The organism is Aggregatibacter sp. HMT-949 (assembly GCF_041734645.1).
Classification (GTDB): Bacteria; Pseudomonadota; Gammaproteobacteria; order Enterobacterales; family Pasteurellaceae; genus Rodentibacter.
In genome coordinates this window covers 1,466,541-1,490,456 of sequence record NZ_CP162010.1, presented here as the reverse complement: position 1 = coordinate 1,490,456, position 23,916 = coordinate 1,466,541, and the positions used below count along the sequence as shown (strand labels likewise).

General features: G+C 44.3%; 23 protein-coding genes and 1 pseudogene. 8 read left to right on the top strand and 16 right to left on the bottom strand.

Features of this window, described 5'->3' with window-relative positions:
- Nucleotide 1 precedes the first annotated feature (1 nt).
- The 5 genes from AB3F25_RS06900 to AB3F25_RS06880 all read right to left on the bottom strand — a co-directional run bounded on the left by AB3F25_RS06900 (nt 2) and on the right by AB3F25_RS06880 (nt 5,001).
- Nucleotides 2–895 carry a TniB family NTP-binding protein gene (locus tag AB3F25_RS06900; RefSeq protein ID WP_016687574.1) on the bottom strand — a complete coding sequence of 298 codons (894 nt, stop codon included), beginning with the start codon at nt 893–895 and terminating at the stop codon, nt 2–4.
- The gene (locus tag AB3F25_RS06895) at nt 892–1,206 is read right to left on the bottom strand and encodes a hypothetical protein (RefSeq protein WP_373603126.1); all 315 of its coding nucleotides are present in this window, start codon (nt 1,204–1,206) and stop codon (nt 892–894) included. The genes AB3F25_RS06900 and AB3F25_RS06895 overlap by 4 nt, the downstream gene beginning before the upstream one ends.
- A gap of 63 nt (nt 1,207–1,269) precedes the next feature.
- Nucleotides 1,270–2,802, bottom strand: a complete 1,533-nt coding sequence (locus tag AB3F25_RS06890; RefSeq protein WP_373603125.1) for a Mu transposase C-terminal domain-containing protein — start codon at nt 2,800–2,802, stop codon at nt 1,270–1,272.
- Nucleotides 2,787–3,449 (bottom strand): TnsA endonuclease N-terminal domain-containing protein, encoded by a 663-nt coding sequence (locus AB3F25_RS06885; protein WP_373603124.1) that lies wholly within the window; start codon nt 3,447–3,449, stop codon nt 2,787–2,789. The genes AB3F25_RS06890 and AB3F25_RS06885 overlap by 16 nt, the downstream gene beginning before the upstream one ends.
- 235 nt (nt 3,450–3,684) lie before the next feature.
- Entirely contained in the window at nt 3,685–5,001 is a 1,317-nt protein-coding gene (locus tag AB3F25_RS06880) for an NCS2 family permease (protein WP_373603123.1), read from the bottom strand.
- Between the two features lie 214 nt (nt 5,002–5,215).
- Between AB3F25_RS06880 and AB3F25_RS06875 the strand changes: the two genes are divergently transcribed.
- Nucleotides 5,216–5,443 (top strand): hypothetical protein, encoded by a 228-nt coding sequence (locus tag AB3F25_RS06875; RefSeq protein ID WP_373603122.1) that lies wholly within the window; start codon nt 5,216–5,218, stop codon nt 5,441–5,443.
- Between the two features lie 217 nt (nt 5,444–5,660).
- On the opposite strand, the pseudogene AB3F25_RS06870 reads toward AB3F25_RS06875, so the two are convergent.
- The 4 genes and pseudogenes from AB3F25_RS06870 to AB3F25_RS06855 all read right to left on the bottom strand — a co-directional run.
- Nucleotides 5,661–6,573: pseudogene (locus AB3F25_RS06870) on the bottom strand (NADH oxidase); the annotation flags it as partial.
- Complete coding sequence (locus tag AB3F25_RS06865; RefSeq protein ID WP_373603121.1) at nt 6,564–6,851, bottom strand: ArsR/SmtB family transcription factor; 288 nt, start codon at nt 6,849–6,851, stop codon at nt 6,564–6,566. The gene AB3F25_RS06865 and the pseudogene AB3F25_RS06870, both read right to left, overlap by 10 nt.
- 437 nt (nt 6,852–7,288) lie before the next feature.
- Nucleotides 7,289–8,305, bottom strand: a complete 1,017-nt coding sequence (locus tag AB3F25_RS06860; RefSeq protein ID WP_373603120.1) for an FRG domain-containing protein — start codon at nt 8,303–8,305, stop codon at nt 7,289–7,291.
- A gap of 14 nt (nt 8,306–8,319) precedes the next feature.
- A complete protein-coding gene (locus AB3F25_RS06855) occupies nt 8,320–9,615 on the bottom strand; it encodes an ATP-binding protein (protein WP_373603119.1) in 1,296 nt (431 codons plus the stop codon).
- A 311-nt stretch (nt 9,616–9,926) separates the two neighbouring features.
- On the opposite strand from AB3F25_RS06855, the gene AB3F25_RS06850 reads away from it, so the two are divergent.
- Nucleotides 9,927–10,295, top strand: coding sequence for a rhodanese-like domain-containing protein (locus AB3F25_RS06850; RefSeq protein ID WP_373604345.1), 369 nt, complete (start codon nt 9,927–9,929; stop codon nt 10,293–10,295).
- Nucleotides 10,296–10,362: 67 nt separating this feature from the next.
- Here AB3F25_RS06850 and AB3F25_RS06845 read toward each other — a convergent pair whose 3' ends face one another.
- On the bottom strand, nt 10,363–11,178 hold the full coding sequence (locus AB3F25_RS06845) for an SDR family NAD(P)-dependent oxidoreductase (protein WP_373603118.1): 816 nt from the start codon (nt 11,176–11,178) through the stop codon (nt 10,363–10,365).
- On the opposite strand from AB3F25_RS06845, the gene AB3F25_RS06840 reads away from it, so the two are divergent.
- Nucleotides 11,103–11,390 carry a helix-turn-helix domain-containing protein gene (locus tag AB3F25_RS06840; protein ID WP_373603117.1) on the top strand — a complete coding sequence of 96 codons (288 nt, stop codon included), beginning with the start codon at nt 11,103–11,105 and terminating at the stop codon, nt 11,388–11,390. The genes AB3F25_RS06845 and AB3F25_RS06840 overlap by 76 nt on opposite strands.
- A 298-nt stretch (nt 11,391–11,688) precedes the next feature.
- On the opposite strand, the gene AB3F25_RS06835 is transcribed toward AB3F25_RS06840, so the two are convergent.
- On the bottom strand, nt 11,689–12,267 hold the full coding sequence (locus AB3F25_RS06835; protein ID WP_373603116.1) for an NAD(P)H-dependent oxidoreductase: 579 nt from the start codon (nt 12,265–12,267) through the stop codon (nt 11,689–11,691).
- A 239-nt stretch (nt 12,268–12,506) separates the two neighbouring features.
- Complete coding sequence (locus AB3F25_RS06830; protein WP_373603115.1) at nt 12,507–13,010, bottom strand: single-stranded DNA-binding protein; 504 nt, start codon at nt 13,008–13,010, stop codon at nt 12,507–12,509.
- Between the two features lie 152 nt (nt 13,011–13,162).
- Here AB3F25_RS06830 and uvrA point away from each other — a divergent pair, with 152 nt between their 5' ends.
- The gene (uvrA, locus tag AB3F25_RS06825) at nt 13,163–15,994 is read left to right on the top strand and encodes an excinuclease ABC subunit UvrA (RefSeq protein WP_373603114.1); all 2,832 of its coding nucleotides are present in this window, start codon (nt 13,163–13,165) and stop codon (nt 15,992–15,994) included.
- A gap of 129 nt (nt 15,995–16,123) precedes the next feature.
- Here uvrA and AB3F25_RS06820 read toward each other — a convergent pair whose 3' ends face one another.
- Nucleotides 16,124–16,897, bottom strand: coding sequence for a M48 family metallopeptidase (locus AB3F25_RS06820; protein ID WP_373603113.1), 774 nt, complete (start codon nt 16,895–16,897; stop codon nt 16,124–16,126).
- A gap of 134 nt (nt 16,898–17,031) precedes the next feature.
- Between AB3F25_RS06820 and mtr the strand changes: the two genes are divergently transcribed.
- The 4 genes from mtr (at nt 17,032) to AB3F25_RS06800 (ending at nt 21,211) form a co-directional block, all read left to right on the top strand.
- Nucleotides 17,032–18,288: a tryptophan permease gene (gene mtr, locus AB3F25_RS06815; protein WP_373603112.1), complete on the top strand. Its 1,257-nt coding sequence runs from the start codon at nt 17,032–17,034 to the stop codon at nt 18,286–18,288.
- Between the two features lie 75 nt (nt 18,289–18,363).
- Entirely contained in the window at nt 18,364–19,224 is an 861-nt protein-coding gene (locus AB3F25_RS06810) for a YicC/YloC family endoribonuclease (RefSeq protein WP_373603111.1), read from the top strand.
- Between the two features lie 9 nt (nt 19,225–19,233).
- The gene (locus tag AB3F25_RS06805) at nt 19,234–20,073 is read left to right on the top strand and encodes a folate-binding protein (RefSeq protein ID WP_373603110.1); all 840 of its coding nucleotides are present in this window, start codon (nt 19,234–19,236) and stop codon (nt 20,071–20,073) included.
- Between the two features lies 1 nt (nt 20,074).
- A complete protein-coding gene (locus AB3F25_RS06800) occupies nt 20,075–21,211 on the top strand; it encodes an anhydro-N-acetylmuramic acid kinase (RefSeq protein ID WP_373603109.1) in 1,137 nt (378 codons plus the stop codon).
- Between the two features lie 206 nt (nt 21,212–21,417).
- Here the strand turns inward: AB3F25_RS06800 and accC are convergent, their stop codons facing one another.
- From accC to aroQ, 3 genes are all read right to left on the bottom strand, one after another.
- Complete coding sequence (gene accC, locus AB3F25_RS06795; RefSeq protein ID WP_373603108.1) at nt 21,418–22,764, bottom strand: acetyl-CoA carboxylase biotin carboxylase subunit; 1,347 nt, start codon at nt 22,762–22,764, stop codon at nt 21,418–21,420.
- A 59-nt stretch (nt 22,765–22,823) separates the two neighbouring features.
- Nucleotides 22,824–23,288 (bottom strand): acetyl-CoA carboxylase biotin carboxyl carrier protein, encoded by a 465-nt coding sequence (gene accB, locus AB3F25_RS06790; protein WP_373603107.1) that lies wholly within the window; start codon nt 23,286–23,288, stop codon nt 22,824–22,826.
- 154 nt (nt 23,289–23,442) lie between these two features.
- Entirely contained in the window at nt 23,443–23,901 is a 459-nt protein-coding gene (aroQ, locus tag AB3F25_RS06785; protein WP_373603106.1) for a type II 3-dehydroquinate dehydratase, read from the bottom strand.
- Nucleotides 23,902–23,916: the final 15 nt, after the last annotated feature.

The window sequence follows — 23,916 nt, the reverse complement described above, 5'->3', positions numbered from 1 at the left end:
TCTAAGCCAGTTTGTCTATTTGCCGCTTCCGCTCAGTAGGTGTTACCCAGCCGATTGAATCAAGCACTTCATGATTTATTTGTTCCGTTTCATTTTGTACAGCAGTTGCGGCAGCTTCTGTCAGTACCCGAGATAGCTCTCCAATATATCCTTCGCTCATATTGTACAATCTGACGGCAAGTTCTCTCGTTTGCAGTTCAGACGGTCTTTTCAGGGGGATCATTCTTTCAAAGCTAACCAACAACCGAAGAAAATTTCTATCTAAGTTCCATCTAGGCAGAACAGCCGGTTCGAATCGGTTGGATAACTGCGGATCAGTTTGCAACGCACGGAAAGCATCCTTAGTGCCTATACCGACAATCGGTATTTGTAAATCGTTTCCTAGATATTTGATGACATTCAGAAAAGCCCTTTGCCGGTTCATGCTACCAGCCAAGATATGATGGATTTCGTCAATAATCAGCATTCTAGTTTGCATACGTTTGAGTAAGTGTATGACTTGAGTCTGCTTCTTATCTATTCTGTCATGCGATTTATATGGTGCAAAGATTGCATCTAAAATGGTATTGTAAAATCTTCCTTCATCCGGAACAGGTGGAGCCTGAACCAGCAGTACAGGAACTAATACACTGTCACCATCCAAATTTTGGTCAGCAGGATGTTTTCTCAAAAAACGGTGAGCCAGCATGGTTTTACCGTTATTGGTATCTCCGACAATCAGAAGATTCGGCATACGGTGGATTTTGGGATAAACCAAAAGATCTTCCAGTTTGTTCAAAATGTGCTCAGCTTGGGGATAACCTATCCAATGCGGCGAACGGATGTGCCAGATGCGTTCCTCTGTGTCAGCATCCAAATATGTGGCGGTTTTTTTGTGCAAATGAGGATATTTCATGACAAATTATCCAAGTCGTCAAACGGCTGTACATTTTCAAAAGATATTTCAGTCTCCAGCAAATCCGTTTGCGGAAAAGCAGTGACGGTATTGTTGATACCATTATTATCTTTGGAAACTGGTTTGCTTATAGCAATACTTTCGTTTTTACGTCGTTGCATCGCTCTGCGTACCGCTTTGGTTTTGCCTTGAGCTTGTTCTTCCATCTCGCGCATCTTGCCATAAGCTGAAAAAATCATTCTTTCGTCAATGTTGGATTTGTGTTCCTGTTTGAGTTGGCGGTTGATTTCCCTTAATTCCCAAATACTCATAACTGGATGGGAACTGTCCCGATAAGGGATAGAAAAATAGCTGTTCAATTCAGGGTCAAAAAACTAGATTACGCTGAGATCACGGGGATCAAATCGAAACACAAACTGACGGGCTCTTTTCGGGTTTCCCGGTTCTGTTGCACCAATCCAAGTGCGAAGTGCATCATGCCAATAATGAATTTTATGGATGGATACGCCATATTGCTGGACAGTTCTCATCTCAAAAGGCATGAAATCCAATCGGAATTTGGTTTCATCTAGGACTTTAGGCGGCATACCTGTTCCCGGAAGAGAGTCAGTACCGAATATGCCTTCTCTATATTTGGCCAGCGGCGACATACCCAATGCTGAATGCATTCTCTGGTGATACACACCAGTAATGAAAATTGTCAGCCATTTTTCAAATTCCGACAGTGTAAATACTGCACTGTCTTCGGAATCATAATTACTACGTTCGACAACATTGGAAAAAGTCGTACCGGGCAAAGTGTGAATTTCCTGTAAAACCGTACCCAGCAGTCGCTCTATATGGCCACCGAAATGTGGCCGTGCCATCGGACGCCATTCAATGTCGATGCCGTATTGTTTACAGGCTTTTTCCAATACTTTACCGTGAAATTCTCTTGCATTGTCCAAATGGATTTTTCGCGGTAATCCCCAACACGGCCACAAGCCTTCCACTTCATGCTGGGCAAGCCATGTTTCTTTTGTCAGTACGGAATGAGCCAGACACAATCCTGCCGATAATGCACTAGGTGGATCAAAGGAAATATAGAATCCGGGAATCATTCGGCTAAACACATCAACTGCCATTGTGATCCACGGACGACCAATTGGTTTACGGTAAACATCATCAACCAAAATAATATCTAGTTTGGTATGGTCTATTTGAACGACTGCTAACGGAAAGTCCGCATTGGGAAAACTGCCCTCAGACGGTTTAAATTGCTCCTCAGCAGCTTTTTTTCCCTGTCTTTTCGCTATCTTAAATTGAGGATCCAGCTTGCTGATACGGGCACGGATAGTATTGTTATGAGGATATGCAAATCCTGCATCCAAGCATTGCCGTTTGATCTCGTTAATTATTTGTTGAACTGGCTTTTTTTGTTTGGTCAGATATTCTTTTTCAATAACTGATTGGACGATCTTTTCGACATTGTCGTCAATACGGTAACGGCCCTTGTCTTTTCGGTGTTGTTTGAATAAACCCGTCAGCAAACCTGTTTCGTGGTATTTTCGAAGCCATCGGTAAATGGTATTGGCATGAACACCAAACTGTACAGCTCTTTCTTCAACGGCTTTCTTCGTCCGTTTTTTATTGTCTAGTAAAGGCTTGATAATCTCAAAACGTTTTGTTGCTATGGACCATTCTTGTGCATCAATGGTATTTAAATCTTGTGCGGAAGAAGGTTCATTCGTTATGGAGGACAACTCCGCCACTTTAACTTGATAAGTTTTACGGCTTTCTACCTCAGTCAGCAAAACCGCGTCCAAATCCACAACGTTTGTAATTACACAGCAGATCCCGTTAAATTCGACCATTGCCCCTGGTCGAATATCTAACACAGCCTTTCCGGTATTCATCGCTTTCTCCATAATGTAGAATTCATCGTCAGCGGTAGGTTCAAATCTGCACCGATTTCTCCTACGGCCACTCGATACCATAACACTGGTAAAATCTTTGCCTGATTCCACTCATCTTGAAAAATAGCTGCAACTAGCTCTCTCGGAGTAGCTGTTTTAAGCTCTTTTAATTTTTGGTCAAGTAGTATCATATATGGCTCGTAATATTCATGCACAACGGCATTCCGCATATAGGGCAGCAGAAATCGTACGTTTTGAAGATAGACTGTATGAATTTCAACTTCAGTGACCAGTTTGAACATCCAGCCCTTTTGTCGGCAAAATGCTCTTGCTGCCTTAAATTTTGGCTGCAATACTGACCAGTTTTTCCTCAAATCGCTTCGGTATTTGACTTCATAGAGAATTATCGTCACAGGTTGCCGACTAGGTTTGTAGTGCACCAAAACATCAGGTGTGTACATATGCTTTTTGCCGGAATCATCAAACCATTCGATAGAAACCGGTTGTACCTCGAAGCGGATTACATCGGGACAAAACTCCAATAAACTAAGGAAATCCCGTTCCAAAGAAGATTCATAAGCTGCGCAGCCTACAGACTTAGAATGGGCGGCCATTCCGGTGATATTGCGGTAATTTTTGGGAATTTTTCTGACAGGCATGATAATTCAGTCTCAAATATCGCTGTAATTTTAGCTTAAAGATAAATTTTTAACTCGTTTAGTATTAAATAGCAATGTAGAAAATAAAGTTTTAGGTCGTTTTAGCACCATTTAATGATAGAATTTACATAAATCCTTGAACGGCTAAAAAAGAATGACCGCCCTTCAAATCTAAGGGCGGTCATTTTTTTACCGCTTTGTCAGGCGAAGGATAACTTCGCTTTTTTCTTATGAATTAAATCGCCCAACCGCCGGCATAAAACGCGACTAACGCGATGCTAATTAAAACGGTGCCGAGGTTCAAACGTTTGATATCGCCGCTCACAATGCGCCCAATCACTAAGGCGGCAAAACCGAGCATAATACCGGTTACGATGTTTGCAGTAAGCACAATAAATACCGCGCAAATCAAGCCGCTCATGGCGCCGACAAAATCATCGAAGTCTAACTTGCTAACATTGCTTAACATTAATAGCCCTACATACATTAACGCCGGAGCGGTCGCGTAGCCCGGCACTAAGAAAGCTAACGGCTGGAAGAATAACATTAATAAGAACAACACGCCGACCACAATCGCCGTAATACCGGTTTTGCCGCCCGATGCGGTGCCCGCAGCGGACTCTATATATACCGCCGCCGGTGCGGTGCCGAATAAGCCGGAGAATAAGCTACTCACGGAATCAGAAGTCAGAGCTTTACCGCCGTTGATGATTTGCCCGTCTTTATCAAGCAAGTTAGCTTGGCCGGCTACCGCGCGAATGGTGCCGGTCACATCAAATACGGCGGTCATCACAAGCGCGAACACCACGGGCAAAATGGCCGGTTGCAATGCGCCTTGTAAATCAAGTTGCAAAAATAAGGAATTTTCGCCGAAAGTCGGCGTTTTAAACACTTCGCCGCTAAATTTTACGTTTGGATCGAAAATGATTCCCACGATTGTAATGGCGATGATGACCCATAAAATTCCGCCTTTCACTTGCATTTTTTCAAGACCGACAATGGATGCCAAGCCGATTAACGACATCATCACCGGAAATGAGGTGAAATCGCCGAGCTTCACCGGTAAACCGGCTTGGTTACTCACGACTAAACTCACGCCGTTGGCCGCAATTAACAATAAAAATAATCCGATACCGATACCCGCGCCTTGCGCGATGCTGGACGGCAAATTACGCAAAATCCAAGCTCGAATGCCTGTAGCCGAAATTAAGGTGAACACAACCCCCATCAAGAACACTGCACCGAGCGCCACCGGAATGGATACGCCCTGTCCGATAACTAAACTAAAAGCGGTGAATGCGGTTAAAGAAATCGCGCAACCGATGGCCATCGGCGCATTCGCCCATAAACCGATTAAAATCGAGCCCAAACCGGCCACCAAACAGGTGGCGATAAACACCGATTCCGCCGGAAAGCCGGCGGTACTCAACATATTCGGTACAACAATGACGGAATACACCATGGCCAAAAAGGTGGTTAACCCTGCGATAATTTCCTGCCGCACCGTTGAACCGCGTTTTTGCAATTCAAAGGTTTTTTCTAAACTAATCATAAATAACGCCTCTAAAAGTAAGTCAATCAAGATCGAAAGACGCGCTATTTTACAGTAACAATATCAGATGTAAACGTTTGCTTAAGCTTATGAAAACGCGCCAAGGGTTTAGGTTTTATCGCCGAAATTTCTTAGCTCGGGTTTATCTTATTTTTGCGCTCGAGTTTTACGATTTCATTCCGACCTGTTTTAAGCTGCGTTAAAAAACTATTCGTTGGCGTGTCAAAATAGCACCGCATTGAACTATCGAAATAGCACCGCATTGAGCTGCCGAAACAGCACCGCATTGAACTACCGAAATAACACCGCATTGAGCTACCGAAACAGCACCGCATTGAACTACCGAAATAGCACCGCATTGAACTACCGAAATAGTACCGCATTGAGCTACCAAAATAGCACCGCATTGAGCTACCGAAACAGCACCGCATTGAGCTATTGAAATAGCACCGCATTGGAGTCCGCCGATAGTTGGTTTGGAAACGCATTAGGCCATTAAACGGGTGAAAAAAGGTTAATACTTAAAAAGTGCGAGGACGTATTCAACTCAACGACTAAGTCCGTGAATTCGTGCCTTAATGCTTTTTGTTTACCCTAAATACGCCTAGGATTTCAGCATCCTATTATGTACGAATGTTTTTTCGGCTTGCTTGAAGGCCTCAAACTGATAGTTTTAGAGCAGGCTGTTTGCCTTGTCTGATCAAGTCCATTTGCGTCATATACCAGTTCATTTCCAACATCGCGCCTGCTTTTTTATCAACAAACGCTACGCCCGTTTGAATGCGGTCGGTTTGCACGGTCTGGTAAGTGCCGTTTTGCATTTTGTTTACCAAATCAGGCACTAAGGCAAACGGACGGGCGACGCCGACCAAATCCAGATGCCCGCTGGCGAGTGTGTCTTCCATGGTGCTTTGTGAACGGAAGCCTCCTGTGATAATCAGCGGGCTTGGCTGACTGCACGGGCTTTTTCGGCGTAATCGATAAAGAAGGCTTCGCGTTTGCGGGTGCTGTCTTTGGCGGCGAGCATTTGCGGGCTTTCGTAGTTTCCACCGGAAACTTCAATAAAATCAATGCCCATTCCCGACAGTTTTTGTACCATTTGCACCGATTTGCTTTCGTCAAAACCGCCTTTGGGAAAACTGCCGAATTGAGTTTTACGCCCACCAAGAAATCTTTACCCACAGCGGCGCGGGTGGCGGTGTAGGTTTCCAAAAGGAAGCGCATACGGTTTTCCAAGCTGCCGCCCCATTGGTCTTGGCGGCGGTTGTGGTGTGGCAAGAGGAATTGGCTGATGAGATAGCCGTGCGCGGCGTGAATTTGTACGCCTGAAAAGCCTGCCTGTTCGGCAATTTTGGCAGTTTGTACGAATTGCTGAATCAGCCCGTTGATTTCATCGGCACTCAATTCACGCGGCGGATTGATAAAGCCATCCATGCCCACCAGCGGCACGGCGCTCGGCGCAAGCGGCGTTTTATTGACCACCGCAGGCGACTGTTTGCCCGCATGATTGATTTGCATGATAAGCAGCGTGTCGTTTTGCGTGCTGGCTTTCGCCCATTTTTTCAGCATTTCTTTGAAAGCGGGCAATTTTGAGCCATCAAATCGGCAAGCTGTTTCAACCTCGCCACCGCATCCGCCATGGCAATACTGTAAAACCGCTCTTTGCCGACCTGCTCCACCGCCACCGCACCGGCTTGCAACATAATTTTCAAATGGTACGACACCGCAGGGCGCGACAGATGCAGATGCTCGGTCAGCTCATTGACATTCATCTTGCCGTGTTCCCACAGCACGCGCAGGATTTGATGGCGGTTCTCATCGTTTAACACGGTAAAGATGGGGGATGTCAAAGGGGATTTTTAGAAGATGGTTTTTTTAGCACTCCATTCGGGGCAACTGGTCGAGCTGTTGCCTGAATAAGCCATCACTTACGATCCGCTTTACCTCTACTACCTCAGCCGCCGCGGGTATTCCAATGTGTTTAAGTTGATTGTGGATGCGCTAAAAGTAAAAGCTGTCTGAAATTTCAGACGGCTTTTTCATAACAAAGTGCGGTCAAATTTTGAGGTGTTTTTGCAACTTACCTTCAATATCTGACAGTTTGTTCCTTAACTCTTCTTAAATTTCCTATTAAAGAAACTCATGGAATGTCTCATTTTGTGTTTGTAAGTAACATAATTGCTAACTTAAAATACATCTCCTAAAGAAGATTAAATGATAAAAAATTGATGGCTACAGTTTTGAGAGGTAGAAATATGCCTTTGCAACTAGAAATTAGTTTACTTTACTATTTATATCGCTCAATTATTTCTATGGTTTGTTTTTCTAATTCAGGAAATAAAGTTTGAGTGCTAATTCCAAAGGATTTAAGTTCTTCCATTATTTTAGCCTTATTTTTTACAATAATTTTCTTACCATCTATTTTTTGCTGCCATTCTTCAGGAACTTTTGCAGGTTGTAATTTGTTTTTATCAAGTCCATATAATAAAAAGCAACCTTGTTGGCGTGATATTCTAGCATTATTAAGTTTAGCTCTCACACAAAGTACTCTCTCCAAATCACTACATTCTATTTTAGGACGAAAACTTGGCTTATCTGCCCTAACGTCATGAAGCAATTTTATTATTTCTTTTTGTTCATTAAATGATTGTTTGAATGCATCTTCTCCTTCTTTTCTTGCTACTGACTTAATTAATCTAGAATATTCATTCACATCTGGTAAATCTATATTATAGCTTTGGTATATTCGAGTTCTATTTTCATCATAATTATGAATATTTTCATATTGTTTAATTATATAATCATTCTCTTTTAATGTTTTTTGATCTTCAGAAACTTTAATACTTTTTGTTATTTCAAAATCCATTGGTTGTACACTAATAGCGGATAAAATAGCAACTGTGTCACTATCAAAATATTTTATTTGATCATTCGGAATGTCTAAAATGATTAATTCTCCATTTGTTTGATGATGTTTCTTCTCATGGCAAGCAAAATATAAAGCAACCAAAGCATTTGTGGTTAAATCCAAAAGCCTTGTTTTACAACCATAATGCTGTAATTTCACCAGCTTCTCAAACAAAGTATCAGTAGGTAAAAAATCATCTGGACAATTAGTTAATACATCTTTAATAATTTTATCCTCATTCTCAATAAGATATGGCTTTCTAAAGATACTTGGATTCATGCCCCACTTTTTGTCTGCTTGCCCTCTAAAAAAACGAGTGGTTCCCTGTTTAGGTTCTCCTAATTTTTGAATAAGATTATTCAACTCATTAATACTACTAATTTCGTATGTTTTCATTTTACTTCCTATAACTATAAACTAATAAAATCTATCCCATACAACGGCACATTCACCATCCAATCCTGCTCCCTATAATCCGCCATTGAAAAGCGAATTGCTTGCTCGGGCTGAAATTGTTCTACATACACTTTCAAACTTTTCGCTTTTAAATTTTCTTCTGCTTTGACTTCAATCGGAATCACAGCTTGCTTACGTTGTACAATAAAATCGATTTCTGCCGTGCCTTTTTCAGTCGCCCAATAAAAAACGGGATTTTCTTGCGTAGCTATCAGTTGTTGCAAGACATATTGTTCGGTTAAAGCACCTTTAAATTCGGTAAAAATACGGCTACCTTCTAGCAGTACGCTGGCATCCAAATTGCTTTGTGCGGCAAGTAGCCCGACATCTAACCCATACAATTTAAAGGCGTTATCTTGATAGGCAGAAAGCGGTAAATGTGGTTTCTTCACACGAGGCACGCTATGCACTAATCCGCTGTCTTTTAGCCATTGCAGAGCAATTTCATAGTCTTTGCTTCTCGCCCCTTTTTGTAGCTGAGCATAGATAAATTTTTTATTTTCTTTGGCAAGCTGTTCAGGAATGGAAGCCCAAATTGACCGCACTTTTTGCACGGTTTGACCATCGTGAATATGTTTGGAAAAGTCCTGTTCATATGCCATCAATAAGTTACGTTGCACTTGACGCACTTCATCGACATTTTGTGTTTCGATAAATACTTTTACCGCTTCAGGCATACCGCCGACAAAATAATATAGACGGAGTAAATCAATATAGGTGGTTTTCATGGCTGAAATTAGCGACCAGTCTTTCAGCTCAAGCAATTTCACCAAATCTTGTTTGCCAAGTGCGGTTAAAAATTCGTGAAAATCCATAGGATAAAGCGGTAGAAAGTCCACTTTGCCGACAGGAAAAGAGACTTGATGATGTAGTGACACCCCAAGCAATGAGCCTGCCGTGACAATATAAAATTGAGGTGCATTTTCGTAAAAATATTTGAGTGATGATAATGCTTGCGGGACTTCTTGTACTTCATCAAAAATAATCAGAGTGTTTTCTGCTTGAATATCGACACCGCTTTCAATTTTCAAACCAAGTATCAAACGCTCAATATCATAGTCGCCAGAAAATAACGTTTTCATTCGAGGATTATTATCAAAGTTGATATACGCTACTTTTTCAAATGATTGCTCGCCAAAGTGTTTCATCCCCCAGGTTTTCCCTACCTGTCTTGCTCCTTGAATAATTAATGGTTTGCGGTTTGTTTTATGTTTCCATTTTTCTAATGATTGCATGATTTTACGCTGCATAACGCCTCTCCAAAACAACGGATATAGGCTAATTATACAGCACTGAATACACTTTTTCTAACAATATAAGTTTATATTTATACACTTTTCCAAACGAAAAAATGGTTAAATTTTTATTTTTTAGGCGAATAATAGGATGGGAGGATTTTTATGCGGAAGAGCGGTCAAAATTTCAGGTGTTTTTTAGAAAATTATTTTTTGTTTAATTTACAGTTTATTATCTTCATATTTGAGGGTAATATGGCCATTAACTTAATACGGTTTTTAAAACCAGTAAGACGATTATTTTCTACCTAATTGGAGATTGAATGATGAAAAAATTGCTCACAGCGGTGCTTTCTGCCGCGGCGATTAGCGCGCCTTTTGTTGCTTCTGCTGATACTGCATCACAAACGACACAAAATATGGCACAACCTGAAAAAGCAAAAGGAGTTTGGATTGATGTGCGTTCTGCAGATGAATTTAACGCAGGTCATTTACAAGATGCGGTGAACATTCCGCACGATCAAATCCTTGCACGCATTCAAGCAGTTAGTCCAGACAAAAACGCACCTGTTAATCTCTATTGCCGCAGTGGTCGCCGTGCAGAAACTGCATTGACCGAGTTAAAAAATGCCGGCTACACCAATGTGACCAATCATGGCGGATATGAAGATTTAGTGAAAAAAGGATTGAAATAAATATCACATCTTTAAAAACAAAAATCCCCTCGCGTAAAGCGTTAGGGGATTTTTTATGACAAAGAAATTATTTCTTCTCCATCGCCATTTGCGACATTTTCAGTACCAAACGACGTGGTAGGAACGGAATGATCCAATCCAGCATAAAACGCAGTTTTCCTTCGTTAAATGCCACCAATTCGCCGCGCATCATCGTCTTGTGGCCATACTGTGCCATGGATTGCACCGATTTTGCGTTATCCCAAGCGGCCACACCTTGCAAATTGCCAGCCGCCACAAATCCCGTTGCTACTGCGCCAGGGCAAAGCGCCGTAACTGTCACACCGCTTTCTGATACTTCCTGCGCCACGGCTTGGCTGAATGAAGTCACGAAAGCTTTGGTGGCGTAGTACACTGCCTGCTTCGGGCCGGGCATAAATAATGCTGTGGACGAAACATTCAAAATTCGGCCTGACTGCTGCGCTAACATTGCCGGCAGATACAGTCTGGTTAACGCCATCAACGCGATAATATTCACTTGCACCATATGCATTTCATCTGCCAAATCCCGCTCGGCAAATTTGCCATGCCCGCCCAAACCCGCATTGTTAATCAGATAATCGACTTGAATACCTAACGCCTGAGTTTGCTCAAAAATGCGTTTGGCAGCATTAGATTCGGCTAAATCGATAGCGATAACGTACGCTTTAATACCGAATTGTGCGGTTAATTCTTCGGCAATTTTATTTAACTTGTCTGTCGTCGGTGTATTCGCCACAAAACGCCCTGCCCGACCTCCCCAAGCAGCGTTGGCAGGCATTTTATGCGTTGCTGGAAACGCATTTTTCCATACAGCACCAACTGGCGTTTTACTCTGACGCGCTTTCATGCCACGAAAAAACACTGAATCAAACCTGCCGGCAATATGCGGGGCTAACGGCAAAACAGTTCATTAATCAAAGGATTTTATTGGAAAGCAAGCGATTGTTGGCTTATACGAAAGCATCCGTCAAAGAAATCGCGTGGCAACTCGGCTTTGAAGAGGCCACGCATTTCGGCAAATTTTTTAAGAAAGAAATGCCGAAAACACCGTTGGCATTTCGCAAGGAATTTTAGTAGTCGTAGCCTAGTTCCAACAAATACCTTAACAAGCTACAGCTGATATTCCAATGTATTTAAGTCGTAAATAATTCAAACATAAAAGGCCGTCTGAAACTTAAATTTCAGACGGCCTTTTTATGCCAAAGAGCGGTCAAATTTTTAGGTATTTTTGCAAATCTTCTTCGAAACTTGCGCCCTTGTTTTATCTAAACTCGGCCTATTCACTTTCCCTCTCCCCATCAGGAAGTTTGATAAGCGTTTGAAATAAAAAAGGTGAGCAAAAATGCCCACCTTCTAAACTCATATTGTGTAATTAGCCAAACACTTTTTCCAAATGTGCTTGGTAATTGGCCAAGTATTGTTCTACTTGTGGATTTTTAATCACATCGTTACATAAGAATGTCGGCAAACGGGTCAAGCCGATGAATTCGTTGAGTTTGTGGAAGTGCATGTATAAAGCATCCACACCTTTACCTTCGAAGAAGTCACCTTCGCGGGTGAAGGCTTCAATCGGCGCATTCCAAGTAAGTGAAAGCATGTGTTTTTTGCCTTGCAACAAGCCACCTGTGCCGTAGCCTTCAGTTGGATTAACACGATGGCGGCCATCACTGTGGTAAAGCTTGCCGTGTCCGGCGGTTAATACTTCGTCTATGTATTTTTTCACTGTCCAAGGTTCGTGCATCCACCAACCTGGCATCTGCCAAATCACGGCATCCATCCACAAGAATTTTTCGATTTCTGCTTCAACATCATAGCCGGCATCAATCACGGTTTCTTTTATATTGTGTCCAAGTGCGGTCAAAATTTCTTTCGCTTTTTTGTGAAGTGTGTGATTTAACTCACCATGTGAATGTCCGAAATTTTTACCACCATCCAATAATAAAATCTTCATCTTTTGCTCCTAAACAAATAATTCTGAAAATGAGGGCTTAAATTATGCCTTCTTACTCTATATTTTAAAAGTGCAGTTGCTTGCCACGCTATTTCCAGATCTAAGGGAAAATTTAAGTTGGAAAAACGCACAGAAAAATGACCGCACTTTTGCGCTAAAAATACACCGACTTTACGCTACAAAAAACAAAGGGTCTGACATAACATCAGACCCTTTATCATTTTTAATTTATATGTAACTCAAAACGGAATATCGTCATCGAATCCATCCATCGGCGCTTCCGGCTGTGGTGCAGTTTGTTGCGCAGTCGGACGGGAAGATTGGAAGTTGTTGTTTGAGCGAGATTGGTAAGACGCTTGCGGTGCGCTTTGCGCCATATCTGATGCTGCGTAACCACCGGCATTTTGGTTGCGGCTGCCGAGCATTTGCATCACATCTCCTTGGATTTCGGTGGTATAGCGATCTTGACCGTTTTGATCCTGCCATTTACGGGTACGTAAACGACCTTCTACATAAATTTGCGAGCCTTTACGTAAATATTCGCCACAAATTTCCGCTTGGCGACGATAGAATACAATGCGGTGCCATTCGGTTACCTCGCGACGTTCGCCGGTGTTACGATCATTCCAGCTTTCACTGGTCGCCACGCTAATGTTTGCCACCGCATCACCGTTTGGCATCGTGCGAATTTCCGGATCATTACCTAAATGACCCACGATGATGACTTTATTTACTCCAGCCATAAAAATCCTCATATTTTCAATAAAAAAGTGCGGCTATTCTGCCTTAAATTTTGCAAAAGATCCATAAAATTTAACTGGATATTTGTGCAGATATTGAAATGTGCGATAATGCGCGCAATTTTGAAAATTATTTCTATCCAAACAAGTTATTTATGGAAAATATCGATATTCGTGGGGCGCGAACCCACAATTTGAAAAACATCAATTTAACCATTCCTCGCGATAAACTCATCGTTATTACAGGCTTATCCGGTTCGGGTAAATCTTCCTTAGCATTCGATACACTTTATGCCGAAGGCCAACGTCGTTATGTGGAATCCTTGTCTGCCTATGCACGTCAATTTTTATCTTTAATGGAAAAACCGGATGTGGATTCTATTGAAGGCTTATCGCCTGCAATTTCCATTGAACAAAAATCTACCTCACATAATCCGCGTTCTACTGTGGGAACGATCACCGAAATTTATGACTATCTGCGTTTGTTGTTTGCACGCGTAGGAGAACCACGTTGTCCGAATCACGATGTTCCGCTGACGGCACAAACCGTTAGCCAAATGGTGGATAAAGTGTTGAGCCAGCCGGAAGAATCCAAAATGATGTTGCTTGCACCGGTGGTGAAAAATCGTAAAGGCGAACATGTAAAGATTCTCGAAAGCATTGCTGCACAAGGTTATATTCGCGCGCGTATTGACGGAGAAATTTGCGACCTTTCCGATCCGCCGAAGCTCGAATTACAGAAAAAACATACCATCGAAGTGGTGGTGGATCGCTTTAAAGTGCGTTCGGATTTGGCAACCCGTTTGGCGGAATCTTTTGAGACCGCATTGGAGCTTTCCGGTGGCACAGCAATTGTGGCAGATATGGATAACCCGAAAGCGGAAGAACTGATGTTCTCCGCTAACTTCGCTTGCCCTCACTGCGGTTATTCGGTACCTGAACTTGAGCCACGTTTATTTTCTTTTAACAATCCGGCGGGTGCTTGCCCGACTTGCGACGGCTTGGGCGTACAGCAATATTTCGATGAAGAACGCGTGGTGCAAAATCCGAGCATTTCTCTTGCCGGAGGGGCGGTGAAAGGTTGGGATCGTCGTAATTTCTATTATTATCAAATGCTAACGTCGCTTGCTAAGCATTATGATTTCGATGTAGAGGCGCCTTATGAAACCCTGCCGAAGAATATTCGGCACATCATTATGCACGGCTCCGGTAAGGAAGAAATCGAGTTCCAATATATGAATGATCGTGGCGATGTGGTGATTCGTAAGCACCCGTTTGAAGGCATTTTGAACAATATGGCGCGTCGTTATAAAGAAACGGAGTCCATGTCAGTGCGCGAAGAATTGGCGAAAAATATCAGTAATCGTCCTTGTGCGGATTGTGGCGGTTCGCGTTTACGTCCTGAAGCACGCAATGTCTATATTGGGCAAACTAATTTGCCGATGATTTCGGAAAAAAGTATCGGCCAAACGCTAGAATTTTTTACCACACTTTCATTACATGGACAGAAAGCGCAAATCGCTGAGAAGATCTTAAAAGAAATCCGCGAGCGTTTACAGTTCTTGGTGAATGTCGGGTTGAGTTATCTCTCCCTCTCCCGTTCGGCGGAAACCCTGTCGGGCGGTGAAGCGCAGCGGATTCGCTTGGCAAGCCAAATCGGTGCGGGCTTGGTAGGCGTGATGTATGTGTTGGACGAACCATCCATCGGCTTGCACCAACGCGATAACGAACGCTTGCTCAATACCTTGATGCATTTGCGCAACCTCGGTAATACCGTAATCGTGGTGGAACACGACGAAGACGCCATTCGTGCGGCTGATCATATTATTGATATCGGTCCGGGGGCCGGTGTGCATGGTGGGCAGGTGATCGCGCAAGGTAACGTGCAAGAAATTATGGCAAACCCGAACTCGATTACCGGAAAATTCTTGTCGGGCAAAGAGAAAATTGCGGTACCGACAACACGCACCGCATTGAATAAGAAAAAATGGCTCAAGCTCAAAGGTGCGTCAGGTAACAACTTAAAAGACGTAAACTTGGATATTCCGGTAGGTTTGTTCACCTGTATCACCGGTGTATCGGGTTCCGGAAAATCAACCTTGATTAACGATACATTATTTCCATTAGCGCAAAACGCCTTAAATCGTGCAGATAAAACTGATTATGCACCATACAAATCTCTTGAAGGATTGGAACATTTCGATAAAGTCATCGATATTAACCAAAGCCCGATCGGACGCACGCCGCGTTCTAATCCGGCGACTTATACCGGTTTGTTTACGCCGATTCGCGAACTATTCGCCGGCGTGCCGGAAGCGCGTGCGCGCGGTTATAATCCTGGGCGTTTCAGTTTCAATGTGCGTGGCGGGCGTTGTGAAGCCTGTCAGGGTGATGGCGTAATCAAAGTGGAAATGCATTTTTTACCGGACGTATATGTGCCGTGCGACCAATGTAAAGGCAAACGCTATAACCGCGAAACCTTGGAAATTCGTTACAAAGGCAAAACTATTCATCAAGTACTGGATATGACGGTGGAAGAAGCGCGCGAGTTTTTCGATGCGATTCCGATGATTGCGCGTAAATTGCAAACCTTAATGGATGTGGGCTTGTCGTATATTCGCTTGGGGCAATCTTCAACCACGCTTTCCGGCGGTGAAGCGCAACGCGTAAAATTAGCGACCGAACTTTCCAAACGCGATACGGGTAAAACGCTGTATATTCTGGATGAACCAACCACCGGTTTACACTTTGCGGATATCAAACAACTTCTTGAAGTGTTGCACCGACTACGCGATCAAGGTAACACTATTGTGGTGATCGAACACAATCTCGACGTGATTAAAACCGCCGACTGGATTGTAGATCTTGGACCGGAAGGCGGCAGTGGCGGCGGACAAATTATTGCAGTCGGTACACCGGAAGAGGTGGCGAATGCAGAAGACTCGCATACGGCGCGGTTCTTGAAACCAATGTTGGTGAGGGACTAAAACAGCACCGCATTGGAGCCGCTATTGGCGCGCTTTCCGCTTTCAATGCGGTGCTGATTCAGACGTCCGACGACAACAGTCGATTGCAATAAAAAACCGCACTTTAATGTGCGGTTTGTTTTTGTATTTTTATTTTTTCGCGGCTTGATAAAGTTTCATTGCTTCCGGTAACAAGCGACGCAAATTTTCTTGGCGCGCTTCATCGGTCGGGTGTGTAGAAGCCAAGGCGTCCAATACGCCTTCCGAACCGCCGGAGGCTTTTTTCATTTTCTCCCATAATCCCGGCGCGGCTTGCGGATTAAAACCGGATTTCGCCATCAGCATTAAGCCCACTTCGTCCGCTTCGGTTTCCGCACTGCGTGAAAATGGTTTATCCAAACCGTAATTTTTGGTCAGTCCAATCGCTAATTCACTGGCATCGGAACCGATCACAGTAGAAAGTGCCACATGCCCTAAAGAAGCAGCGATGCCCGTCGCCATACCGAAATTCGCTTCAGCTTTACCGTGTTCTTTCAGTGCATGCGCCATTTCGTGTCCCATCACGGTAGCAATTTCATCATCGTTTAATTTTAAGGAATCCACTAAGCCCGTATAAAACGCCATTTTGCCGCCCGGCATTGCCCAAGCGTTGAGTTCTTTGGATTTAATGACTGTAATCTGCCAGTTAAACGGTTGACCGGTTTGATTTTCTTTATTGGCGTAAGGCACCATTTTGTTAAAGATGCGGTGTACGCGTTTGGCTGTTTGCGAACTGTTGTCCACGCCGCCCTGGCTGCGGATTTTACCCATTTCTTGCGCGTAATTTGCGGCCGCTTGTTGATTAATTGAGGCCGAATCGGCGCATGCGTTAAGCACAAAAGCGGCTGCAGCGGCAAAAGCGAAGGATTTAAGTTGTTTTTTCATCGTTGATTCCTTTTTTGTACTCCAAATGAGGGGGGCAATTATAAATTTTTATGTCAAAGTTTGTCGAGAATAAAATATTGCCTTTTACCTTTGTACTACTATAATAGTGCAAATTTTACGCTAGGGAATCTTTTATGACACAACAAAAATCTCCTTCTTTGTTAGGCGGCGCGATGATTATTGCCGGCACCGCAATCGGCGCAGGTATGCTCGCCAATCCAACTTCCACCGCCGGCGTGTGGTTCATCGGTTCGATTCTTGCCTTGATTTATACCTGGTTTTGTATGACCACTTCGGGCTTAATGATTTTGGAAGCCAATTTGCATTACCCGACCGGTGCCAGTTTCGACACTATCGTAAAAGACTTGCTCGGTAAAGGTTGGAACCTGTTAAACGGTTTATCCGTCGCTTTCGTATTGTATATTTTAACTTACGCTTATATTACCTCGGGCGGCGGTATTACCCAGAACCTGCTTAACCAAGCCTTCGGTTCCGCCGAAAGCGCGGTGGATATCGGGCGTACTTCCGGTTCGTTGATTTTCTGTTTGGTTTTAGCCGCTTTTGTTTGGCTTTCCACCAAAGCGGTGGATCGTTTTACCACCGCATTGATAGGCGGAATGGTTATTGCCTTTTTTCTTTCAACCGCCGGCCTACTCGGATCGGTGAAATCTGATGTATTATTGAACACCGTTGCGACGGGCGAACAGCAATATTTGCCTTATTTACTGACCGCATTACCGGTGTGTTTGGTGTCTTTCGGTTTCCATGGCAACGTTCCGAGTTTGGTTAAATATTATCATCGCGATGGCGGTCGTGTGATGAAATCCATTTTTATCGGCACCGGTCTGGCGTTAGTGATTTATATTTTGTGGCAGTTGGCCATTCAAGGCAATTTGCCACGCAGCGAGTTTGCACCGGTGATCGAAAAAGGTGGCGATGTGTCCGCCTTGCTTGAAGCTTTGCACAAATATATCGAAACCGATTACATTGCGGTGATTTTAAATTTCTTCGCCTACATGGCGATTGCCAGCTCATTTTTGGGCGTAACCCTCGGTTTATTCGACTATATAGCCGATTTACTCCGCTTCGACGACAGCTTTGCCGGCAGAAGTAAAACCGCATTAGTCACCTTTTTACCGCCGTTATTGTTGAGTCTCCAATTCCCTTACGGTTTTGTCATCGCCATCGGTTACGCCGGTCTTGCCGCTACCATTTGGGCGGCAATCGTGCCGGCTTTACTGGTGCGCGCCAGCCGTCAAAAATTCCCGCAAGCGAGTTATAAAGTGTACGGCGGCAATTTTATGATCGGCTTTATTATCCTCTTCGGCGTCTTAAACATTGCGGCACAAGTTGGGGCAAATTTGGGATGGTTTGCGAGTTTTGCGGGCTAACTCAATATTTCTTTTCCCCCGCCTGATCGCTACAATAAATGCCGAATCAATTAAGACAAAAGATGAGGAGAGCTTATGATTTATAGTATGACGGCCTTTGCGCGCCTTGAAATAAAAAAAGACTGGGGCGATGCCGTGTGGGAGATGCGTTCCGTAAATCAACGTTATTTAGAAAATTATTTCCGCTTGCCGGAACAGTTCCGCGGCTTGGAAAATACCCTTCGTGAAAAACTTCGACAAAATTTAACGCGCGGCAAAATCGAATGTGCATTGCGCATCGAAAGCAAAAAATCCGCCAATGCGGTGCTGAATTTAAACAAGGAACTCGCCGATCAAGTGATTCAATCGTTGCGATGGCTTAAAGCTCAAGCGGGCGAAGGCGAGATTAATCTCACCGAGGTGTTGCGTTATCCCGGCGTGGTGGAAGCTCAAGAAGATTTGGACGTCATTAGCCAAGATTTATTGCTGGCTTTTGACGAACTGTTGCGTGATTTCATTGCAATGCGTGGTCGCGAAGGCGAGAAATTGCAAGGCATTATTCAACAACGTTTAGACGCCATTTCCATCGAAGCGGATAAAGTGCGGGTGCAAATGCCGGCGGTTTTGCAATGGCAACGCGAGCGTTTGTTGCAACGTTTCGAAGAGGCGCAAATTAATCTTGATCCGCAACGCGTCGAGCAAGAAATGATTTTACTGGCGCAACGCGTGGACGTGGCGGAAGAATTGGATCGTCTGCAAATGCACGTGAAAGAAACCGCCAATATTCTGAAAAAAGGCGGTGCAGTGGGACGCAAATTGGATTTTATGATGCAAGAACTCAATCGTGAATCGAACACTTTGGCGTCTAAATCCATTAATGCGGACATTACGGCTTCGGCAGTGGAACTCAAAGTGCTTATCGAACAAATGCGCGAGCAAATTCAGAATTTAGAATAGGAGAACGGCATGTCCCAATTCATTCGACTTGATCAATATCAGCTTATTGAAGCGCACGGTGCGGACGCGGAAAAATATTTACAAGGTCAACTTACCGCCGACCTAATCGCCTTACCAAGTGGCGCGAATACGCTTGCCGCCCATTGTGATCCGAAAGGCAAAATGAACGCGATTTTTCGTTTGTTGAAGGTCGATTCCGAGCAGTTCTTTTTGTTGATAAAAAAAGACTTGTTGCCGAGCGCCTTAGATGCGCTGAAAAAATATGCGGTGTTTTCCAAAATCAGTTTTGATTTGCGCGATTGGCAAATCGTCGGTTTGATCGGCAAAAAATGCGGCAAAATCGAACCGCGTTTTACGCTGGAAATCGATGAACAGCGCGCAATTTTGTTAAACGAAAGTGCTTTGCCGATTAATTTCAATGCGGATGAAAAAATATGGGAAAGCGCGGATATTCAAGCGGGACTACCGAATTTAAGCGCGGCAACGCAAAACCTATTTATTCCACAAGCGTTAAATTTACAGGCCATTGAGCAAGCCATTTCCTTCACTAAAGGTTGCTATATCGGGCAAGAAACGGTGGCACGTGCAAAATATCGTGGCGCCAATAAACGTGCGATGTTTATTTTAAAAGGCAAAACTCAAACGCTACCGGCAATTGGCAGCGAAATCGAAATGCGGCTTGAGTCCAATTGGCGTAAAACCGGCAGTATCATAAATGCGGTGAATTTAGACGGCCTGTTGTGGCTGCTCGTGGTGCTGAATAATGACATCGATCCGACACAAGTTTTTCGTTTAGCGCAAGATGAAACCACACTTGTCGTTCAACCCTTGCCTTACGCGTTAAATTAACATGCACACGGAATATTATCTCGGCATAATGTCCGGCACCAGCCTTGACGGCGTAGATCTGGCACTACTGGATTTTGCTTCGTCGCAACCAATATGCGTTGCAACGGATTTCACACCCATGCCGCAATTGATACGTGAAAACAGCACCGCATTGGTGCGCTCCGGCATAACTACCTTGCAACAATTAGGCGAATTGGATCATCAATTCGCTTTACTATATGCCGATTGCGTAAATCGTTTTTTACAGACCCATCAAATTTCAGCCGGGCAAATCCGTGCTATCGGTTGCCATGGACAAACGGTATGGCATGCACCGCACGGCGAGTTTCCCTTTAGCATGCAAATCGGCGATATGAATTTGCTTGCCGCCCGCACCGGTATCACCGTTGTGGGGGATTTTCGGCGTAAAGATATGGCTTTCGGCGGACAAGGCGCGCCCTTGGTGCCGGCTTTTCATCAAGCGATATTTTTTGATCCGAATTTCGCTACGGCGGTGTTGAATATTGGCGGCATCAGTAATGTTTCGTTGCTGATTCCGCATCACCCGGTGATGGGGTTCGATACCGGCCCGGGCAACACCTTGTTGGATCAATGGATCGAAAAATATCAAGGCGTCTCTTACGACAAGAACGGCGCTTGGGGAGCGATGGGAAAATTGAACGAAGCATTATTGCGCGAACTGTTAGACGAACCTTTTTGCCGGCTGAGCGCGCCAAAAAGTAGCGGGCGCGAGCTTTTCAATTTGTCTTGGTTGGAAGCCAAAATCGAAAAAACGCGTGAACAATCAAGTGCGCTTTCGTTGCCGATTTCAGCGCAAGACGTGCAAGCTACGTTGGTGGAGTTTACCGTTCGCACCATTGCTGACAACTTGAAAAACATTGATACGCCACTGGCCAAACGCCTGCTGGTGTGTGGTGGCGGCGTAAAAAATAGATTGATGATGCAACGTCTTGCCGAGCATTTAACACCATGGCAAATTAGCACGACGAGTGATTTCGGCTTGGATCCGGATTATGTGGAAGCGGCTGCCTTTGCTTGGTTGGCCTACCGTCGAATGCACAATCAATCCGGCAATGTGCCGGAAGTAACGGGCGCGCAAAAAGCGATCAGCTTAGGCGCGATTTTCCCGAAGCCTTGAGGCTTGTTCCGTGCATTTTATCTTTTGGCTTTTATTAAGCTTGTAATCGTTTGCGGTGAGCTGAATGCGCCTTAGTAAAGATTCTTGAGGCGAAAATTGAACCTTCCAATTAGCACCGCATTGAACGCGCCGTCTTTGCAGATTGGCACCGCATTGAAAACAAAACGGCTTACTTTGGGTAAGCCGTTTTTCCTGTTTGAGCATGATTAATCGTGCATGCCTAATTTTTTCTCCAAATAGTGAATATTGGTACCGCCTTTTTGGAAGTTCTCGTCTGCTAAAATTAGATCATGCAATGGGATGTTGGTTTTAATGCCGTCAATGATGGTTTCCGATAATGCGTTTTGCATGCGACGGATTGCCACTTCACGCGTATCGCCATAAGTAATCAGTTTGGCGATCATCGAGTCATAATGCGGTGGAACGGTGTAGCCCGCATAAATGTGAGAATCCCAACGCACGCCCAAGCCGCCCGGGGAGTGTAAATGTGCCACTTTACCGGGGGAAGGGAGGAAGGTTTTTGGATCTTCCGCGTTAATACGGCATTCGATGGCGTGCCCTTTCACTTTAATGTCTTCTTGTTTAAAGGAAATCGGTAAGTCGGAAGCGATGCGCAATTGTTCTTTCACCAAATCCACGCCGGTAATCATTTCGGTCACCGGATGTTCTACTTGGATACGGGTGTTCATTTCAATGAAATAGAATTCGCCGTTTTCATACAAAAACTCAAAGGTACCTGCACCGCGATAACCAATTTCTACGCAGGCTTTTGCACAGCGGGAGCCGATGTCGCGACGCACTTCCTCACTGATGCCCGGCGCAGGCGCTTCTTCCACCACTTTTTGGTGGCGACGCTGCATGGAACAATCACGCTCGGCAAGATACACGGCATTACCATGAGTATCGGCTAACACTTGAATTTCTACATGGCGTGGATTTTCCAAATATTTTTCCATGTAAACCATGTCGTTATTAAATGCGGCTTTGGCTTCTGCTTTGGTCATCGCGATGGATTCTTCCAAGGCATCTTCGCTACGCACCACGCGCATACCGCGACCACCACCACCACCAGAGGCTTTAATAATGATCGGGTAGCCGATACGTTTGGCGATTTCTTTGTTTTTGCTAATATCGGAACTTAACGGACCGTCGGAACCCGGCACACAAGGCACACCGGCTTTTTTCATGGCGTTAATGGCGGATACCTTGTCGCCCATTAAACGGATCACATCGGCGGTTGGGCCGATAAAAATAAAACCGGAACTTTCTACTTGTTCGGCGAAGTTAGCGTTTTCGGAAAGGAAACCGTAGCCCGGATGGATGGCGTCAGCGCCGGTCACTTCGGCTGCGGCAATAATTGCCGGAATATTTAAATAACTTTTGGATGACTGTGCAGGACCGATACATACGGTTTCATCGGCAAGTAGAACGTGTTTCAATTCACGGTCTGCGGTGGAATGTACCGCAACGGTTTTAATGCCTAATTCTTTGCAGGCGCGCAAAATTCGCAGTGCGATTTCACCGCGATTGGCGATAACAACTTTTTCTAACATAAGAAATTCCGCTTGTTAAAAAATGGCGGGAAAGCCGCCATTTTAGATAATTGATAGGATTATTCGATAACGATTAACGGTTCGTCAAATTCAACCGGTTCTCCGTCGTTGATCAGAATGGCTTTCACGACGCCGGCTTTGTCCGCTTCAATGCGGTTCATCATTTTCATCGCTTCGACAATGCAAAGAGCGTCGCCGACTTTTACGCTTTGTCCCACTTCAACGAAGGCTTTGGCTTCAGGGCTTGGGCTACGGTAGAAAGTTCCCACCATCGGAGAACGAACGAGATGACCGGATAATTCATCTGTTGCAGGAGTCGGAGTCGGCGCCGCCGGCATGGCGGGTGCAGGTGTGGCAGTTGGTGCCGGCGCGGCAACCGGTGCGGCGTATTGAACCGCAGCCGGTAGCGTCGTAGGTGCGGCGCGGCTAATACGCACCGTGCCTTCTTCTTCTTGCACTTCTAATTCGGTAATGCCGGATTCTTCAACTAACTCGATGAGTTTTTTAATTTTACGAATGTCCATACGTTTTTCCTAAAAAATAATGAAATTTTTGACCGCATTTTTATTACGATAAAGCATGAAAAAATGCGGTCATTCAGAAACTTTTTTTGCCGGAAGAGATTACCTTAAATTTAGCCAAATTGCGACAAAATTCTATGAATTTGGCGCAAAATACCTAATTTTCTTGTTTTTTCGCAAGATAATCCAATGCAAATAAAAAGCCGAATTCATAGCCCTTGGCGCCTAATCCGCAAATTACGCCCTGCGCCGCATCGCTAAAATAAGAATGGTGACGAAATGGCTCGCGTTTATGAATGTTGGACAAGTGAATTTCCACAAATGGAATTGATACCGCCAACAACGCATCGCGCAATGCTACGCTGGTATGAGTGTAAGCGGCCGGATTGATTAAAATAAAATCAACTTGCTGAAAACTTTGGTGAATTTTATCGATCAATTTTTCTTCGCTATTAGCTTGAAAACATTCAAGTTCCACATTGTTTTGCGCCGCCAACGCTTGCATATTTGATTCAATCGCAGCAAGCGATAAACTGCCATAATAAGCCGGTTCGCGCGCGCCCAACATATTTAAATTCGGGCCATTTAGCAGCAAAATTCGGTTTTTTTGCGACATTTTCTCTTCCTTTTA